The organism is Pseudomonas petrae (assembly GCF_021728295.1).
GTDB classification, from domain to species: Bacteria; Pseudomonadota; Gammaproteobacteria; order Pseudomonadales; family Pseudomonadaceae; genus Aquipseudomonas; species Aquipseudomonas petrae.
Genome location: NZ_JAKJXE010000002.1, coordinates 406,256 through 424,505, shown reverse-complemented (window position 1 = coordinate 424,505; position 18,250 = coordinate 406,256). Strand labels below are relative to the sequence as shown.

Annotated in this window: 16 protein-coding genes; 9 read left to right on the top strand and 7 right to left on the bottom strand. The window is 56.2% G+C overall.

The window, feature by feature from the left end; all coding sequences use genetic code 11:
* Positions 1-75 precede the first annotated feature (75 nt).
* Positions 76-1,002, bottom strand: coding sequence for an SMP-30/gluconolactonase/LRE family protein (locus L4G42_RS05405; protein ID WP_237252109.1), 927 nt, complete (start codon positions 1,000-1,002; stop codon positions 76-78).
* A gap of 327 nt (positions 1,003-1,329) precedes the next feature.
* On the opposite strand from L4G42_RS05405, the gene L4G42_RS05400 reads away from it, so the two are divergent.
* From L4G42_RS05400 to L4G42_RS05385, 4 genes are all read left to right on the top strand, one after another.
* A complete protein-coding gene (locus tag L4G42_RS05400) occupies positions 1,330-2,271 on the top strand; it encodes a hydroxymethylglutaryl-CoA lyase (protein WP_237252108.1) in 942 nt (313 codons plus the stop codon).
* Positions 2,268-3,467 (top strand): CaiB/BaiF CoA transferase family protein, encoded by a 1,200-nt coding sequence (locus L4G42_RS05395; RefSeq protein ID WP_237252107.1) that lies wholly within the window; start codon positions 2,268-2,270, stop codon positions 3,465-3,467. The genes L4G42_RS05400 and L4G42_RS05395 overlap by 4 nt, the downstream gene beginning before the upstream one ends.
* An 87-nt stretch (positions 3,468-3,554) precedes the next feature.
* A complete protein-coding gene (locus L4G42_RS05390) occupies positions 3,555-4,874 on the top strand; it encodes an MFS transporter (RefSeq protein ID WP_237259423.1) in 1,320 nt (439 codons plus the stop codon).
* 118 nt (positions 4,875-4,992) lie between these two features.
* The gene (locus tag L4G42_RS05385; RefSeq protein ID WP_237252105.1) at positions 4,993-5,772 is read left to right on the top strand and encodes an IclR family transcriptional regulator; all 780 of its coding nucleotides are present in this window, start codon (positions 4,993-4,995) and stop codon (positions 5,770-5,772) included.
* A 142-nt stretch (positions 5,773-5,914) separates the two neighbouring features.
* On the opposite strand, the gene L4G42_RS05380 is transcribed toward L4G42_RS05385, so the two are convergent.
* Entirely contained in the window at positions 5,915-6,877 is a 963-nt protein-coding gene (locus L4G42_RS05380) for a LysR family transcriptional regulator (RefSeq protein ID WP_237259422.1), read from the bottom strand.
* 514 nt (positions 6,878-7,391) lie between these two features.
* Between L4G42_RS05380 and L4G42_RS05375 the strand changes: the two genes are divergently transcribed.
* From L4G42_RS05375 to L4G42_RS05360, 4 genes are all read left to right on the top strand, one after another.
* Positions 7,392-8,525, top strand: a complete 1,134-nt coding sequence (locus L4G42_RS05375; RefSeq protein ID WP_419789343.1) for an efflux RND transporter periplasmic adaptor subunit — start codon at positions 7,392-7,394, stop codon at positions 8,523-8,525.
* Positions 8,526-8,537: 12 nt separating this feature from the next.
* Complete coding sequence (locus L4G42_RS05370; protein WP_237252102.1) at positions 8,538-11,726, top strand: efflux RND transporter permease subunit; 3,189 nt, start codon at positions 8,538-8,540, stop codon at positions 11,724-11,726.
* Positions 11,727-11,880: 154 nt separating this feature from the next.
* On the top strand, positions 11,881-12,465 hold the full coding sequence (locus L4G42_RS05365) for a helix-turn-helix domain-containing protein (protein ID WP_237252101.1): 585 nt from the start codon (positions 11,881-11,883) through the stop codon (positions 12,463-12,465).
* Between the two features lie 92 nt (positions 12,466-12,557).
* The gene (locus L4G42_RS05360; protein WP_237260615.1) at positions 12,558-13,109 is read left to right on the top strand and encodes a RidA family protein; all 552 of its coding nucleotides are present in this window, start codon (positions 12,558-12,560) and stop codon (positions 13,107-13,109) included.
* 119 nt (positions 13,110-13,228) lie between these two features.
* Here L4G42_RS05360 and L4G42_RS05355 read toward each other — a convergent pair whose 3' ends face one another.
* Positions 13,229-14,305 (bottom strand): hypothetical protein, encoded by a 1,077-nt coding sequence (locus L4G42_RS05355; protein ID WP_237252099.1) that lies wholly within the window; start codon positions 14,303-14,305, stop codon positions 13,229-13,231.
* A 287-nt stretch (positions 14,306-14,592) separates the two neighbouring features.
* On the opposite strand from L4G42_RS05355, the gene pdxR reads away from it, so the two are divergent.
* Entirely contained in the window at positions 14,593-16,017 is a 1,425-nt protein-coding gene (pdxR, locus tag L4G42_RS05350) for a MocR-like pyridoxine biosynthesis transcription factor PdxR (RefSeq protein WP_419789332.1), read from the top strand.
* A gap of 50 nt (positions 16,018-16,067) precedes the next feature.
* On the opposite strand, the gene L4G42_RS05345 is transcribed toward pdxR, so the two are convergent.
* From L4G42_RS05345 to L4G42_RS05330, 4 genes are all read right to left on the bottom strand, one after another.
* On the bottom strand, positions 16,068-16,358 hold the full coding sequence (locus tag L4G42_RS05345; protein WP_419789342.1) for a c-type cytochrome: 291 nt from the start codon (positions 16,356-16,358) through the stop codon (positions 16,068-16,070).
* 137 nt (positions 16,359-16,495) lie between these two features.
* Positions 16,496-17,230 (bottom strand): SDR family NAD(P)-dependent oxidoreductase, encoded by a 735-nt coding sequence (locus L4G42_RS05340; RefSeq protein WP_237252097.1) that lies wholly within the window; start codon positions 17,228-17,230, stop codon positions 16,496-16,498.
* 95 nt (positions 17,231-17,325) lie between these two features.
* Complete coding sequence (locus L4G42_RS05335) at positions 17,326-17,763, bottom strand: CopD family protein (RefSeq protein ID WP_237252096.1); 438 nt, start codon at positions 17,761-17,763, stop codon at positions 17,326-17,328.
* Positions 17,760-18,113, bottom strand: coding sequence for a DUF3817 domain-containing protein (locus tag L4G42_RS05330; RefSeq protein ID WP_237252095.1), 354 nt, complete (start codon positions 18,111-18,113; stop codon positions 17,760-17,762). The genes L4G42_RS05335 and L4G42_RS05330 overlap by 4 nt, the downstream gene beginning before the upstream one ends.
* Between the last annotated feature and the right edge of the window lie 137 nt (positions 18,114-18,250).

Below are 18,250 nucleotides of genomic sequence, written 5' to 3'. Positions count from 1 at the left end.
GGGCGACGGTGTCCCGCTTTTCTCGGGCCGAACGAAACCCGTGCGCGGCGCACACAGGATTCAGATCAATTGGATTTAGCTGTGAGAGAACATCGGTTGGCCGCTGTGTTCGAGGTCAGCCACCAGAATCGAGCCAGTGGACGAGTCGGTGATGAACAATTGGCGATTGCCTATCCCACCGAACGCCAGGTTGGTCAGGGTGCGGCCTTCGGTACAGGAACGAATCCGGTATAACGGCACCGCATGGGGATCAAATACCCAGACGCAGGCGTTGCCGGCATCGCAGACATACAGATTGCCCTCCGAATCCAGCGCCATGCCATCGGCGCCGCTGACCCCGCCCGCCATGGCCGTGAAAATACCGACCTTGCCAGTGCCGCCATCACGCTGGATCGGCAGACGCCAGACTGCATTGCCTCGAGTCATCGCTACGAACAGCGCCTTCTGCGCTAGGTCCATCACTAATCCGTTGGGGCTCGGGCCGTTATCGATCAAGCGAGTCAGCACTTGAGTGTGAAGGTCGTAGGCGTAAACCCGACCACTGGGATCCTGCTGGCCGGTCTGGCCTTGATCGGTGAAGTAGAGCGTGCCGTTAGCGTCGAAGAACAGATCGTTCACCCCCTTGAAGCCTTCACTGCGGCTGTGGGTGAGGAAGGGCGCCAGCGCCCCAGTCTCCGGATCGAGGGTCAGAATGCCTTGCTTGTAATCGGCAACGAAGATGCTGCCGTCACGATGGATTTTCAGGCCGTTGGGCCAACCATCGTAATGCGCGATCAACGTCCAGTTCCCCTGCGGATCGATGCGGAAAATCCGTCCGTAGGGGATGTCCGTGACGTAAAGATTGCCTTGCCGATCAAACGAAGGCCCTTCGAGAAAGCTTTTGACCTTCTGCCCGGGTTTGTTGGCGCGGACCCAGTCGGAGTCTCCGTCTTTCCAGAATTTTTCCGGCAGTGTCGTGAACACACGCGTCGGTAAATCGCGAGGCGGGGCATACAGGCTCATGGGATCGACTCCTTAGGACGGACAAAGCATTCACCGATCTTGCAGGTGAGAGCTGCTCCGCTCTATCTTGTTATTGTTCTATCTGACAGAACGATATGCTTTCTGATAGAACAAATGTCGGCCTTATTTTTTAAGCTGTCAACCCACCAACGTTCGTAGACGGGAGGCGATAGTCGCCTCACCCAGTGAAAGACCTCCAGCCCAATTGCGCGAACTCAGCTTGCCGGATAACCGGCGTTGACAGTGCTGTCCCTTCGGCTCATGATTATTTCGGAACAGCGTTCTGCTCAGCAGAACAGACAGTATTTCCACTCCGGAGACCCGGCGATGAACCATAAGAACAACATAGATATCCTGATCAGCGAGGTCGGCCCGCGTGACGGCCTGCAGAGCGTCAGTGCAACCATGTCCACAGAGCTGAAGCTCAAATGGTTGACTGCATTGGCCGATGCAGGGCTCCGGGAAATCGAGGTCGGCTCCTTTGTGTCGCCCAAACTGCTGCCGCAAATGGCCGACGCCGCCGAGTTGGTCGTGCATCTGCGCAAGCGCCCGGATGTTTTCGTGACCGCGCTGGTGCCCAATTTGAAAGGCGCGCAAGCCGCGTTCAACGCCGGAGTGCAGAAAATCACCCTGCCGATTTCCGTCAGTGAGCCGCATTCGTTGGCCAACATTCGCAAGACTCATCAGCAGGTGTACGACGAAGTCCGCGCCGTGGTTGCGTTGCGCAATGAGCGTTTTCCTCATGTGGAAGTCGAGTCGGGGCTATCGACCGTATTTGGTTGCACGATCCAGGGCGTAGTGCCGGAAGACGACGTGATTCGCATGGCCTTGATGATGGCCGAACTGGGAGTGGACGAGGTTGGGCTGGCCGATACAGTCGGCTATGCCAACCCTGCTCAAGTGCGCCGCGTGTTCACTCGCTTGCGCAACGAAATCGGCAGTAAGGCGGGCAGTGCACATTTCCACAACACCCGCGGGCAGGGCCTGGCCAATGTGGTGGCCGCGCTGGATGTCGGCGTCACCACCATTGATGCTTCGCAGGGTGGTATTGGCGGTTGCCCCTACGCACCCGGCGCATCGGGCAACATCGTCACCGAAGATCTGGTCTACCTCCTCGAATCCATGGGACTGCGCACCGGTGTCGATATCGACAAGCTGGTAGCCGCCCGTGAGTGGCTGATGCAGGGGCTGCCCGGCGAGCCTTTATATGGCTTCATTCCCGACGCTGGCGTGGGCAAGAACTTTCATTACGCGGGAGGCGCGCGATGAGCCCGCACAATGAAAACCTGCAGAGTCTGCCGCTGGCCGGCGTGCGAGTGGTCGAATTCGTTCACATGGTCATGGGCCCGACCTGCGGGCTGGTACTGGCGGATCTTGGCGCTGACGTGATCAAGGTCGAGCCGGTTCCCGAAGGGGATAACACACGGCGCCTTACCGGTTCCGGTGCCGGTTACTGGATGACCTACAACCGCAACAAGAAAAGTTTTGCCGTCGACATCAAGACCGAAGAAGGCATGGCGGCGGTGCGCAAGTTGATCGAAAGCGCGGACGTGGTCACCGAGAACTTTCGCCCCGGTGCCATGGAAAAACTGGGTCTGGGTTACGAACAGGTCAAGGCGATCAAACCGGACATCATTTACAGCTCCATGAAAGGCTTTCTGCCAGGCCCTTACGAGCATCGCACCGCGCTGGACGAAGTGGTGCAGATGATGACGGGGCTCGCTTACATGACCGGACCTGAGGGGCGTCCTCTGCGTGCCGGTGCATCGGTCAACGATGTGATGGGAGGGATGTTCAGCGCAATTTCGATCCTTGCAGCCCTTTGGCAGCGCAAGAACACCGGTGAAGGCCAATTCGTGCAGACCGGCCTGTTCGAGAACTCGGCCTTTCTGGTCGGCCAGCACATGATGCAGATGGCAACCACCGGCAAACCGGCGGCGCCGATGCCGAGCCGACTGTCGGCGTGGGCCATTTATGACGTGTTCAATACCCGCGACGACGAGCAGGTGTTCATGGGCGTGGTCAGCGACAGTCAGTGGGCCAGCTTTTGCCAGGCCTTCGGCTTCGAAGCGCTGGGTCGTGATCCCGAGCTTGCGAAAAACACCCAGCGGGTTCAGGCCCGGGCGCGGATTCTGCCCCAGGTCAAAGAGCGGCTGGCCCAGTTCAGCAAACAGGAGGTCATGGCGATGTGCGAACAGGCCGGGCTGCCGTTCTCACCGATTCAGCGACCGCAGGATCTGTTTGAAGATAAGCACCTGAATGAGTCGGGCGGGCTGGCGCATCTGATGCTGGAAAATGGCGAGCAGGTCAAGGTGCCCATGCTGCCGTTCGAGATGAATGGCCGACGTTTCGATACCCGCCTGAACGTGCCGCAACTGGGCAGCCACTCGGTCGAGTTGCTCGAAGAGATGGGCTATGCGTCGGGGGATGTCGACGCGCTGCGTGCTCGTGGAATCGTTCGCTGACACGCCTTCAAACGGATTCTTGAATCAACTCGCTGACGGAGCTTCCCGCCGTCAGCCTTATAAAAATAAATGTTGAGGAAACCGGTCATGGCGATTGTCACGACATCCCCGCACAGCAGCACAACCGGCGCTGTGCGTCCGCTCGATGCCGAGCAGACCCGCGTCCTGCACAAGGCCGCCTGGCGCCTGATTCCGCTGCTCGCGCTTGCGTACTTTTTCAATTACCTGGATCGCACCAGCGTCGGTTACGCCGCCCTGCAGATGACAGAGCAGTTGGGGTTGAGCGCCACGCAGTTCGGGCTCGGGGCGGGCATCATGTTCTTCGGCTACTGCCTCTGCGAAGTGCCGAGCAATCTGGCGATGTATCGGTTTGGCGCCCGCTTGTGGATGGCGCGGATCATGATCACCTGGGGACTGGCGGCCGCCGCGACGGCGATGGTCGTCGGGCCCTACAGCTTCTACGCCGTGAGATTGATCCTGGGCATCGCCGAAGCGGGTTTCTTTCCTGGGGTGATCTTCTTTCTGACCCTGTGGTTCCCGGCGCAGTACCGCACTCGGGTACTGGCCTGGTTTACCGTGGCCACACCCATCTCGTTTCTGGTGGGCGGCCCGCTGTCGGTCTGGCTGCTGCAGATGCATGGCCTCCTGGGCCTGTCAGGTTGGCAATGGATGTTCCTGATCGAGGGCGTTCCGGCGTGCATCCTCGGGCTGATCACCCTGAAAGTCCTGACCAACCATCCCGCCGAAGCCCAATGGCTGACGGCTGACGAACGTGAAGTGCTGACCGGCATGCTGGCGGAGGAGCAGACCAAGGGCCAACACAGCCATGGCTTCAAGGCCGCACTCAAAGATCCACGCGTGTGGATTCTCAGCTCGATCACCTTCAGCTTCACCCTGGGCTCTTACGGCATCGGCATCTGGCTGCCGCAAATGCTCGAGGCCCATGGTGTTGAAATCAGCATGATTGGCTGGGTGGCAGCGATTCCTTACTTCTTCTCCACCATCGCGCTGCTGGTTTGGGCCAAACACGTGGACCGCACTGGCAAAGGGATTTTCAACCTGACCCTGGCGATGCTGCTGGCGGGCCTGGCGCTGTTGTTTGCCTTGCAAATGAACGCGCTGGTGCCAGCATTGGCTGGCATCACCATGGCCTTGATCGGGACCATTGCCGGCAAGACCATCTTCTATACCTTGCCAGGCAAGTTCCTGCGCGGGCAGGCGGCTGCGGGCGGGATTGCGCTGATCAACTCGATCGGGGCCTTCGGTGGTTTTGTCGGGCCTTACCTGATGGGGTTCCTCAAGGACTACACCGGTTCGTTCAACGCAGGCCTGATGGTAATGGGCTGCATCATGTTCGTCGCGGCGGCGATGGTGCTGTCACTGCGGCTGTTCCTGCGCGAAGAGTGACGGCCGGGCCGCAGCTTTTTGCTAAAGGTGGCGTGGACCTCTGATATTGTCTTGCGGGCGACCTGCCTGGCCATGAAGCCACCGGCCGCCCGCGAGCGTAAATCGACAATGAGTGTCTATGAATACCGAATCCGAAAAGAATCCCTCCGACCCTGGCAGCAGCGCAGAGGGAGGAGTCGCCGCGGTGGACCGCGCCTTCGCCATCCTGGCTGCGTTCGATAGCGAGCATGACAGCCTGACCCTGGCCGAGATCTCACGACGCACCGGGCTGTATAAAAGCACGATCCTGCGTCTGATCACCTCGCTGGAAAAGTCCGGTTTTCTTCGCCGCTCCAGTGATGGACGCTACTCCGTGGGGCCTGAACCGTTGCGCCTGTCACAGCTCTACCAGACATCATTCCGCTTGCGCGACGTGATTCACCCGTTGCTCGAATCCATCACCGAAGAAAGTGGTGAAACCTCGTCGTTTTACGTGCTGGAAAACGGCAGCCGGGTCGTGCTTTTTCGGGTCGAGCCCAAACGAGCAGTCAGGGTGTCGGTACTCGAAGGCGCCCGCTTCCCACTGCATGCCGGCGCTTCCGGCAAGATACTGCGTGCTTTCTCCGGTGTTCTGGACCCCGCGCTGACCGAGGTGCGCGAGCGCCATTGGGCCTGCTCATTCGGCGAGCGCGATCCAGAAACTACGGCGGTTTCGGTGCCGGTGTTTTCGATGGGGTTCGAATTGAAAGGGGCGCTGACGCTCTCCGGCCCGTCCGAACGTCTGTTGAAAGAGCACATAGAACATGCTGCTACGATCCTGTTACGCAATGCTGCAATCGCCAGCAACGCGCTGGGTGGCAATGACCGTGAATTGCAGTCGGCACTAAAGCGGCTGTCCGAATCGATGAGCCAACGGTGAGCAACGCTTTACCGCTTATAGCGTTGGAGTCTCCGCGCTTACTCCAATGGCACCCATCACCCGTCCCTCTCTGATGAGTGGCTGGCCGCCTCTCATCATGGCAATCCAGCTGTGATGGCCGTGACAGACCGACCATGCGATCTCACTTTGGCTGGGCAGCCACCGGATGCTGAACGCGTCCGTCGGTTTCCTCAAAGGACCATAGTGCGTTGCTCGCCATAAGCTGCGTTGCCCAATCGGCGAACACTCGAACTCGTGTTGATAGATGGCGCGTGTAGGGGTAGACCAGGCTGATGGGCAGGCTTTCCATTTCCCAATCGGGCAGTACCTCCACAAGCTCGCCGGTTTTGAAGAAAGGGGCGGCTTCAGCTCTGGGTGCAAAAGCGATCCCTAATCCTGCCAAACCGGCCGCCAGACAGGCGCTTCCATTATTTAAATAGATCGCTGAAGACTGTTCTATCTTGTAACTGTCATTTCCACGGCGAAGTGTTGGGATGTATTGCCGTCCGGAGGTCGGGAATTTAAAGCCCAAATAACGATGCAAGACGAGGTCGGAAATTTGAGTGATCGGAGCGGCGCTGAAGAGATATCCGGGAGAGGCGAACAGGCAAAAGCGCATTTGGCCTATCGGCCTGCAAATCAGATCTTTGTCCTCAACGCCGCCTCCACGAAGAGCACAATCTACGCCCTCGTGCATCAGGTCGACGACGCGCTCGTTGCATCCAATGTCGAGCTGGATGTCTGGGTATTTGGCCATGAATTCCGGCATGGCAGGAATGATCAAAAGCGTGCAGACAGGGGAGGGCATTTCCAATTTGACCCGGCCATGAACCAGATTGCGATTTTGGACGACAGACGCGTCAAGCTCGTCCAGGTCGTTCAATATCGTCAAAGCGCGTTCGTAGTAGGCCGCTCCATCAGACGTTGATGAAACCTTTCTGGTCGTGCGATGCAATAGCTTGATCCCAAGCTGGGCCTCCAGATTCTGCACATGCCCTGAAACCGTCGTTTTAGGCATGCCAAGCGAATCCGCTGCAGCGCTGAAGCTGCCTACTTCCACGATCCTGCAAAAAGCCCGTATTGCCTGCAATCGGTCAAACGCCATGATTGTACTGTCAACCGTATAGTAAAAACGAATGGAGCTACTTTATCCCATACCACGGATAGGTTAAAGTTTCGCCACCTGTTGCTAGATCGATAACCATTTGCATTTATATGGCGTAGGCGGGCAGTCGGCCAGGCGTCTGGGCAGCCTGCTCACGGGGTCGGGTTGGGCATTGGTGGATTTGTCCCCAGGCTCGCATTGAAAAACCTCAGAGATGCAAGCTGTCAGACATTTGGTTAGCGGTTGGTCCGACATCGGACGCTCGACGACTTGTTTATCCAAAAACATTTATCTCCGCTCTAGTACAACAGCGTTACTCCATAACGACAAAAATAAATGGGTAATTGAACTTAGCTATGAGCTTTTTAGTTCAGCAGCGCGTCTTTCAGCACCTCATTCGCCACGTATCTGACGATGAGTGAGCTGCTGGATCCGCGCGCCGCTTATCGCAAGGGAAAATGGCTCGATGAAAGCGCTCATCCAAATTAGGGCGAAATACGTCACCCGCTATTCTATGTGCAGGAGGATCGCAGGCTTGGGGACGCTGGTGCTGGCTGTGAATCTTTCTGGTTGCAATGAGCCGAAAGAGACTGCAGTGAGTAGCGCCCCTGCCGAAGTTGATTTTAGGACTGTCACCCAAACTTCCATTCGGCAGTGGGATGAGTTCAATGGAAGAATCAGCGCAGTTGATTCAGTTGAGGTACGTCCACGCGTAACGGGCTATGTGGAGAAGATTGCTTTTAAGGAAGGGGACGAGGTTCGGAAGGGCGATCCTCTTTTTCAGATTGATTCCCGCAAATATCAAGCGGCATTGAACAGCGCGTTGGCTCGGCTGGAGAAGGCCAGAGCGTCGGTGGTAATGAATGAGGCGCAAGATCGTCGCGCCAGAGTGTTGGTGCAAGCCAATGCTATTTCCAGAGAAGAGGCTGATACGCGGCGGGCTAATTTCAATCAGAGCCAGGCAGATGTTCAGGACGCCGCAGCCGCAGTAGCGCTTGCCAAACTCGATCTTGAGTTCACCGAAGTCCGGTCCCCCATCAATGGTCGTGTCAGTCGAGCGGCCTTGACGGTGGGCAACCTCGCCGTCGCCGATCAAACACTGCTGACGTCGGTGGTGTCGCAAAATCCGGTGTATGTCTATTTTGACCCTGACGAGTACAGCTACTTGCGCTACAGCCAACAAGCGCGTAGCGCTCAGGGTCAAACCGAACAACTCGGCGTACGCGTAGGGCTGGCAAACGAGCAAGGTTTTCCTCACACCGGCACTGTCGACTTTCTCGACAATCAAGTGGACCCGTCCACCGGCACTATCCGTCTACGGGCGACACTTTCCAATAGTAATCACGAGTTCACGCCAGGTCTCTTTGCACGCGTGCAACTGTCAGCTCAACACAAGACCGACGCTATTTTGATCGACGACAAGGCGGTGTTGACGGACCAGGACCGCAAATACGTTTATGTCGTCGGTGCCGACAGCACCGCCGAACGCAAAGACATCGTGTTAGGCCAGACTCAAGATGGCTTGCGCATCGTCCAATCGGGGCTCAAGCCAGGTGACAAGCTGGTGGTTGGAGGCATACAGCGCATCTATTACCCAGGCATGCCACTAAAGCCGTCACAACTCGTCATTACAGCTGCCAAGCATTAAGGGAGGCCGAGCATGGATTTTTCCAGGTTTTTCATTGATCGTCCGATCTTTGCCATCGTGCTTGCCATTATTACGTTCGTTGCGGGACTAATCGCAATTCCGTTAATGCCCATCAGCGAATATCCGGAGGTTGTACCGCCAAGCGTCGTCGTCCGTGCCACCTATCCAGGGGCTAACCCCAAGGAAATTGCCGAGTCTGTGGCAACGCCACTGGAAGAGGCGATCAACGGGGTGGAAGGCATCATGTATCTAAAGTCGGTTGCCGGGTCGGATGGCAGCCTGCAGGTGGTCGTTACTTTTTTACCCGATGTCGACCCGGACACTGCCGCCGTGCGTGTGCAGAACCGCGTGAGCCAGGCGTTATCGCGGTTACCGGAGCAAGTACGCCAATATGGGGTTACCACTCAGAAACAATCACCCACGCCCCTGATGTACGTCAGTCTCTACTCTCCGGGGAATTCGTACGACTCTTTGTATTTGCGTAATTACATGACGTTGCATGTGAAGGACGAGTTGTCTCGCATAAGAGGCATTGGCGACGTCGGTCTGTATGGTTCAGGCGACTACGCCATGCGCCTATGGCTTGACCCCAATAAACTGTCCTCCCGCGGTCTCACTGCCAGTGATGCCCTAAACGCCGTGCGTGAGCAGAATGTCCAGGTGTCTTCCGGGCAACTGGGAGCGGAACCTTCACCGAAAGCCACCGATATGTTGATCTCGATCAATGTCCGCGGACGCCTGCGAACCGAGCGTGAGTTCGCCGACATCGTGTTGAAGGCAGGCGCAAATGGTCAGGTGGTTAGATTGGGTGATGTCGCCCGAATCGAACTCGGCGCCGGCGACTACACGATGCGTGCGTTGCAGGATCAACAAAACGCGACCACTGCCGGGATCTTCTTGTCGCCAGGCGCCAACGCGCTGGGTGTGGCTGATGAGGTCTATAAACGGCTCGACCAGTTGGCAGGGGACTTTCCCAAGGATATTGCCTATAAAGCTGTGTGGGACCCGACCGTGTTTGTTCGCGAATCCATCAAGTCCGTGCAGCACACGCTGTTTGAGGCGGTGGTGCTGGTGGTCCTGGTGGTCATCCTGTTCTTGCAGAGTTGGCGCGCCTCAATCATTCCGCTGATCGCAGTGCCCGTTTCTGTAGTGGGTACATTCGCGTTTCTTTATCTGCTCGGTTATTCGATCAACACCCTGACCCTGTTCGGACTGGTGTTGGCGATTGGGATCGTGGTCGACGATGCGATCGTTGTGGTCGAGAACGTCGAGCGAAATATAGAGGAGGGCTTGAGCCCCCGAGATGCGGCATATAAGGCAATGCGCGAAGTCTCGGGGCCGATCGTTGCGATCTCTCTGGTGCTTTGTGCTGTGTTCGTCCCGATGGCATTCCTGAGCGGTGTCACCGGTGAGTTCTATAAACAGTTCGCGGTGACCATCGCGATTTCAACGGTGATTTCGGCAGCGAACTCTCTGACCTTGTCACCTGCGCTGGCCGCCAAACTGCTGCGGGGGCACGATTCCCCTAAGGATCAGTTATCACGGCTCATGGATTCGACATTGGGTTGGTTGTTTCGGCCGTTTAACCGATTTTTCCTGCGCAGCTCGGAACGCTACACGGGCGCAGTGGCGTCGGCGTTGGGACGTCGCGGTAGCGTGTTCCTCGTGTATGCGCTGCTGCTCGTTGGCACGGTGGTATTGTTCCAGCAAGTGCCCGGCGGGTTTATCCCCACGCAGGATAAGCTCTACCTCTTTGCAGGTGCCAAGCTACCGGAAGGATCGTCACTGTCGCGTACTGATGCCGTAACTCGACAGATGATCGATATTGCCAAAGGTGTAGAGGGTGTCGATATGGTTGCTGCTTACGCGGGGCTGAACGCTTTGCAGAACGTCAATACGCCGAACCTGACTGCGCTTTATATCATCCTGAAACCGTTCGGCGAGCGAAGCCGCAGTGCAGCTGCGATCAATGACGAACTCAATGCCAGGTTCGCCGCGATTAAAGAGGGTACAGCCTACGCACTGATGCCTCCGCCGATTCAGGGACTGGGTAATGGATCAGGTTATTCACTGTACTTGAAGGACCGGGCGGGCCTGGGTTATGGCGCTCTGCAAAACGCGTTGAACGCATTCCTGACGGAGATCGCGCAAACCCCGGGCTTTACCTATCCCGTGAGTTCCTACCAGGCAAACATTCCGCAACTGGAGGTTAAGGTTGACCGGGTCAAGGCCAAGGCCCAGGGCGTATCCCTGACGGACCTTTTCGATACCTTGCAGACGTATCTGGGCTCTGTTTACGTTAACGACTTCAACGCATTTGGTCGCGTTTACCGCGTGATGGCCCAAGCCGATACTTCGCACCGCCAGACGGCCCAGGACATCGGTAATCTGCGTACCCGCAATGGCCGTGGTGAAATGGTCCCGGTAGGTTCGATGGTGACCATCGAGCCCACGTTTGGTCCCGACCCGGTGATCCGCTACAACGGCGTGCCGGCGGCGGATGTGATCGGGGACGCAGACCCGAAAGTTTTCTCCTCTGCCCAAGCCATCACTCAGTTGACTGAGATTGCCAAGCGAGTGCTGCCTCGGGGTATCGAACTGGAATGGACTGATTTGAGCTACCAGCAGGTGAGTCAGAACAACGCTGCGCTGATCGTGTTTCCGTTGGCGGTGATGCTGGTTTTCCTCGTCCTGGCGTCTCTGTATGAAAGCTGGACATTGCCCTTGGCCGTTATTCTGATCGTACCGGTCTGCATGTGTTCTGCCCTGGTCGGGGTCTGGCTGAGTGGTGGAGACAACAACGTGTTCGTGCAGGTCGGATTGGTGGTTCTCATGGGGTTGGCCTGCAAGAACGCGATTTTGATCGTCGAGTTCGCCCGTGAACTTGAAATGCAGGGGAGAAGTATCGTCGACTCAGCACTGGAGGCGTGTCATTTGCGACTGCGCCCGATCGTTATGACGTCTGTGGCCTTTATCGCAGGGTCGGTACCGCTGCTGATTGGCGGCGGGGCCGGCAGTGAAGTGCGCCTGGCCACCGGCGTTGCGGTCTTCGCCGGCATGTTGGGCGTTACGTTATTTGGCCTGTTTTTGACCCCGGTGTTCTATGTGGCCCTGCGTAAACTGGCGACGCGTGGTGAGGCGCTCCAGACAGAAAAGGCCGTGAAGCTGGAGTTACAACAAGGACACGCGTATGAACAGTAACCATCCGCCTCGCAGCCATGGACGGAGCGGATGAAGTACTTTGTCTTCGACGGTTACGACCGTTGAAGACAACCTTCGAGGGACGGAGCACCTTGACAAACATATTGAACAAAATGTTCAATATGGGTTAACAAGGTGTTTAGTGGGTCCCAGAATGCTCCAGACTGAATCCGCAGGCAGTTTAGGCCTGAAAATCCGAACCTTCCGCAAGATGCGCAAGCTTACCGTCCGCCGTCTGGCCGATGATTCGGCGACAAGTGCGAGCATGATCAGCCAGATCGAGAACGGCAAAGCCTCGCCAGGATTAGCCACAATGGTTCGGATTGCCAAAGCGCTTGGCCTTTCCCTCGGCGATTTGGTCAGCGATGAAGAAGCGGCTCCACGCTCACGTGTTGTCCGCAAGGAGGAGCGGTCTTTCGTTGAATGGGGTGAAGCGTCGAAGAAGTATCTGATTACCCCGCGCCCGTTTCAGCATGTGGAAGCCTACGAACTGGATTTAGCCCCCGGTGACCAAATCGACGACTTGACCTATGGCGACACTTCGATCCTGCTGGTGGTCACTGGGGGGCAGGGAACCGTTCGTGTAAACGACGAGTTTTTCGATCTTCGGGAGGGTGATAGCTTGTCGTTTACCACTTCAGAAACACATGGCTTTGCAAATCCTGGCAATACACCGTTCAGGGCTCTATTCGTCCTAACGCCACCAGCCATCCCGCTCAACGGTCCGGTCCAAGACTAGCTCGCCGTGACCACTCGATGTAACTCAGCAACCCTACCTACCCGTGCATGAAGTGGTTGAGGCTTTGCCACATCACCAAACAGGAAATTCACATGTCACCTATGAATGTCAGAAGACTTTGGATGAAAGGATTACTGACAGTCGCTGCGATGCCGTTCATAGCGCTCTTGTCAAAAAAAACCATGGCGGCGAGCGAACATCTAACGGTCAAGTCCGTTATTGCCCCTGACGGCACCCCGACGGCGAGTCGCTCGATACTCACGCCGAAAGGCTGGACGTGGAATGAACCTCATGGCTTTGTGTGGGGCAGAGTTATAAGCGCTTCCGCCCGTACCCTCTATGTATCAGGACAGAGTTCTGTCGATGCAGATGGCAATATCCTGCACCCAGGCGATATGGGTGCCCAGTTGGAGAAATCAGTAGACAACCTGGAGCGTGTGTTGGCGGAAGGCGGAGCGACCTTGGCAAATGTAGTAAGCGTCACTTATTACACGACAGATATTGAACAATTCTTCGCCGCTATGGAAAAAATCACGACCCGCCTGGCAGAAGCCGGTTGCAAGCCGACATCGACACTCCTGGAGGTGAAACGCTTGTATCACCCAGATATTTTGTTTGAAGTAACGTCTGTCGCAGCCGTTTGATCAGCAATGATTCGCTGCCCAGCCTTTGCAGGCTGGGCAAAATCGAAGTGACGTTTCCAGTTTGATTCTGTGCAACAACAGCGGAATCGAAGAGAAGACTCAAAAAAATGTTGGGTCGATCAGACCAGTCTCATGCCAGTCATACCACACATGATCGCTGCCGAAATGAAGGCGCTAAGGCAGACAGCCACCCACCAAAGCCTATTCGCGGCCACGGGCTTCACTCCGTGCGTCAGCATGACTACACGCAGTCCGGAAGCCAAATGCGCAAGCACGAAGAACACTCCAAGCGCGTAGTGGGGGAGCAGGCGGATATTCCATGCGTCATGGATGAGCCCAGTCGGCGCCCCAGTAGCGAACGACCAATCAGTGGGTATATCAAGCCAGGTTCGGGCGTAGAAAAAAACCGAGTTCATGTGGCCCAGGATGAAGATCGACATGAACACGCCAGAGGCGATCTGGAACATGCGATAACGGTCTACGGACGTTTCGCTCCATGTCCAGACGAGGCGCAAGCCGGTAAATATCTGGAATAGCATCACAGTCACCAGCAATGGCTCAACCAGCTTTGCCCGGTAAACCGTGCGCCCGATGTCCATTACCGCGGCATGTGCTTCAGGACTGATCAGCCCGAACAGATGGTTGAAAATGTGAAACAGAACATACAGCGCGGCCAGGGCGCCGCTTACCCCATGGGCAACCCGCAAGCGTGCAGACCCACGGGCCGGTGGGCGGATGACGGCGGCTGTGTTGCGGGATGCGAGAAACCCGAATAGCAGCCAGGCAGGTGTCCAGATCCATGTGTCAGGCACCTTGCTTCCCGCCATGTAGGAAAGCACCCCGAAGAATACGTAAATTGTCGGCGCCGCCACGGTCAGCAAAGCGAATCGGCGCGCGCGGATATTTGCAGCGGTCGTTGTTGAGGAGTGCTGTGGCCGCCCCGCAATCGTCAGGCTGAGCAACGGCATTGCAAACGCCAAGATCAGTATCAATGAGGCCAGAGCGAACGCGCCCACCGATATATCACCGCTCGATACAGCCGCACCCGAAGGTGCAACCGCCCAATGAAACGCGTCGAGAAGCCAAGGATAGCCCGCCGCCATTACAGCAGGTATCCAGACTGCCAGGGTGGCGTCACTCTCGGAAAGGAGACCGTTACCTGTATGGATAGACTCTGGGTTTGAGGAGCTTTGCATTGCTTTTATTCCTGCTGTCGAGGTTATTTCTGGCCCCGATATTCTGTGAAAAAGAAACTGAAAAACCGCCTACGCGCGCGGGGGTAGAGGTATAACGGGCGCGCTGTTTGCGGGAATGAACCGAAAGTGCAATCAGGACCTGAATAAGGCAAAAACGCCTGCCCGACGCAGCAATCAGTCTATCCAGAGCTGTTTGAATCCTGATCTCTCTCAGGCGCGGTGCTGATGAAAACGGATCACAGCGTACGGCCTTGATGCCTTATTCTATAGGGCCAAAAAATGGCTAAATGAATAGGACAAGTTGGGTGAAAAAGATCGTTGTTGATAGAGAAGAAACGCCGCCGCTTTATCGACAGATTTATTTGCGAATACGTACGTCGATTGCCGATGGTCGATTGAAGCCGGGGGATCGCGTGCCATCAATACGTGCACTCTCGTCGGAGCTGAACCTGGCCCGGGGTACCGTCGAAAACGCTTACCAGCAGCTGATCAACGAGGGGTATCTCGTTGGCCGCGGTGCTGCCGGCACCATTGTCTCGCCTCTCTTAAAGCCCGCGCCGGTAGCAGCAAACACGCTGCCCCATTCATTACTTCAAACCTCTCTGGTGCATTCGGGAGAGCCGCCTTTGCCCTTTCAAATGGGGTTGCCCGCGCTGGACGCTTTTCCCCGCAAGCTGTGGAACCGTATCGTATCGTTCGAGTGCCGGAATTCTTTTCTGGACGGTGCGATATACCCCGACGCCAGGGGACATGCTGCCTTGCGGTCTGCGGTCGCCGGTTATCTAGGGGTTTCGCGAGGAATATTCTGCTCGCCAGGGCAGATCTTCATCGTCGCAGGCTATCGGGCCAGTCTGGACCTGATTTGCCGTAGTGTGCTGCAGCCAGGGGACAGGTGCTGGGTGGAAGATCCTGGGTACGTTGCGGCCAACCTTTTTCTACAAGAAGCAGGGGCAGAGCTGGTGCCAGTCCCCGTGGACAGCGATGGCATGGTCGTCGACGTCGGTGTTCAGCATGCACCCGACGCTCGCTTCGCGGTCGTAACTCCAACCCATCAAAGCCCTCTGTGCGTAGCGTTGGCAATGCCCCGGCGTCAGGCTCTACTGGATTGGGCCAGTCGAAATGGGAGCTGGATTATCGAAGATGACTACGACAGTGAATATCGATATCAAGGCCGGCCGTTGCCTGCGCTTAAAAGTCTGGATGCCCAGGATCGAGTTCTGTACTGCGGAACCTTCAGCAAGGTTTTGTTGCCTGGTTTGAGACTTGCGTACTTGGTGGTGCCTAACGAACTTGTTCCTCGTGTCTCGGAGATCGCCGATAAAATGCACAGCCATTGTCCTCAGCTTTGGCAGGTGGCGACCGCCAGGTTCATTGAGCAGGGGCATTTTGGAAGGCACCTTAAAAAAATGCGCAGCCTCTATTCGAATCGGCGCCAATTGCTGGTCGAAGCGTTGCTCGAAAAACTGAGTGATTGCCTCTCGATTGATCACGGGGTAGGGGGTATGCATCTGGTGGCGCGCCTGAATCCGAGCGCGGACGACCAAGCCATTTCACAACGCGCAAAAGATGCCGGACTTCGAGTGGAGGCACTGTCCAATTGGTACCTGACCCCCACGGCCGAGCGCGGCTTGCTGCTGAGTTTTACGAACGTAGTCGACAAGCAGCAAGCCGAGCAAATGGTAGTCCGCCTCGCACAAGTTATCAGAGGTTAATCAAATGCCGCAGGTGGCGGGTGGTCAGTAAAATCATGGAAGGGTGCGATCTACTTCGACATCCAGGCGATCACCGCTTTGTAGTCGTCGGCGGTGCAATCCATGCACATGCCCCGAGCCGGCATGGCTCTGAAGCCTTCCGTTACGTGCTTCACCAAAACCTCCGTGCCTTTTTCCAACCGTGGTTTCCAAGCCTCTTGATCGCCTTTTTTGGGCGCCATAGGCAATTGACCACTGTGACACATGGTGCATGTCCGATTGAAAACAGCTTCGGGTTCCTGAGCCGCGTGAGCCGTCGACACTGTCAATAAAAATAAAGCTGCTACCTGTAGTTTCATCAGTGATCTCGTTGCAGTTTGATAGACAGCATTGGAGGTCGGTGGCCGCCTCATCTGTCGTCCCGTTGTGATGCTGGTGCTGATGTGTTGCTTTACGACTGTGAGACCAGTATCGGCATCACACTTGGGATTAATCGTAATCAGACATGCTGACCGCCATTTACGTGTATCTCAGCACCGTTTACATAAGAAGCGCCGCTGGTGCAGAGGAAGTAAATCAAGGAAGCAACTTCCTCTGGTTTCCCCATACGCATCATCGGTACAAGCCGTTCAACAATGTCGGCTGTGCCCGGAGAAAGAATCGCCGTGTCGATCTCGCCGGGAGCAATTGCATTGACCCGAATGCCGTGAGGCCCGAAATCGTAAGCCATTTCACGAGTCAGAGCCGAAAGCGCCGCTTTGGACGTTGCATAAGCAACCCCTGCAAAAGGGTGAACCTTAGAACCGGCGATGGACGTTACGTTGATGATGCTGCCCTGCGCATTTTTCAACTCTCCGAACAACTCACGGGCCAGCAATGCCGTGGAGAACAGATTGACGTTGAAGACCTTCAACCACGTTGCGTAGTCGGTTTCGAGTACACCCAGCCGTCCTCCATCGGGCCTTTTTGGCGATATACCCGCATTATCAACCAGCGCATCAAGGCGCCCCCCTAGTTTGTCTTTGATTACGGCAACACTGTCCCTGACACTGGCAATGTCCTCCAGATCCAGATGAATGTGATTAAGCAGTCCTTCTGCCCAAGGGCACTCGGCGACCCAATCTTGACGAGAGGCGGTGAACACCTCCCAACCCGCGGCATTGAAATGCTTTACCGTCGCATGACCGATCCCGCGGCTTGCTCCCGTCAGTAGCAGTTTCTTTCGTTCCGGCATGCATTAGTTTCCTTGAGCATTTTTTGACTCACTAACAGGCGTCAGCGCTTCTGGACGGCCTACGCCTGAGAAATTATAAAAAGTGAATTTCGGTGTTAAGCCAGGAACGCGGGCTTGGTGATGACGAGAAATACGATTAATCCGGCAATTGCAATAGTTATCACAGGCATAGCGCGCACCATACTTGGGGGAGGGCTGAGACCGTTGCCGGTCAGCCTTCTTAGCAGCCCCGTTTGTACACCCTGCACGCCAGATAGCGCCACGACGCCAATCACCTTGGCGATCAGCCATGGAGCGCCAAACCACCCGCCTTTAATCGCGAGGATCGTCCCGATCACCCAAGTCAAAATCATGGACGGCGCTGTCACAGCCTGGTTCCAGTTCCTTGTCGAAATCAGGATACGACGCTCGGTCGGTGAGCCGGCTTCTATTGAACCCTGCACACCCGCCAGGACCAATGACAGCATCAGCAACCCACTTACCCAACTCAGCACAACCCACACGTGGGCTGCTTTGAGAAACAGATAAATCATCGGGCTGTTCCTGACAACAACGTGGTTTTCCTTCTCCTGAACAACCCGATGTTGAAGAAACCACTCAACGGTATGACGGCCGAAATGCAGAGGCGAACGATATCGCGCCGTGTCCAGATAGGGTCGTGGGCTTTCGTGCTGAGCAGCCAGACATAGAAGATGAATGCCAGGCCGTGCACCGGCCCGATCCATGACACTGCTACCGGCAAGTGCGCGTAGTGCTTAAGCGGCACGGCGATGAACACCAACGCTGCAAGGGTTGAGGTCTCAACGAGAGACGCGAACGCCAAGCGATCCAGTGATTTTTGCTGATAGGTGATGTCGTCGAATTTCGTGCTGAATGCGTCCACTGTTAATACGCTCGTGTCATCAGTCTCCTGACCGGGTGCCTACATTAAAAGGGATGACGGTGCGCAAACACTGGCCTGAAAGACATTGTTCGAAGAAATTGAGCCAATCTCTGTCTTAACATAGAAATTCAGCCCAG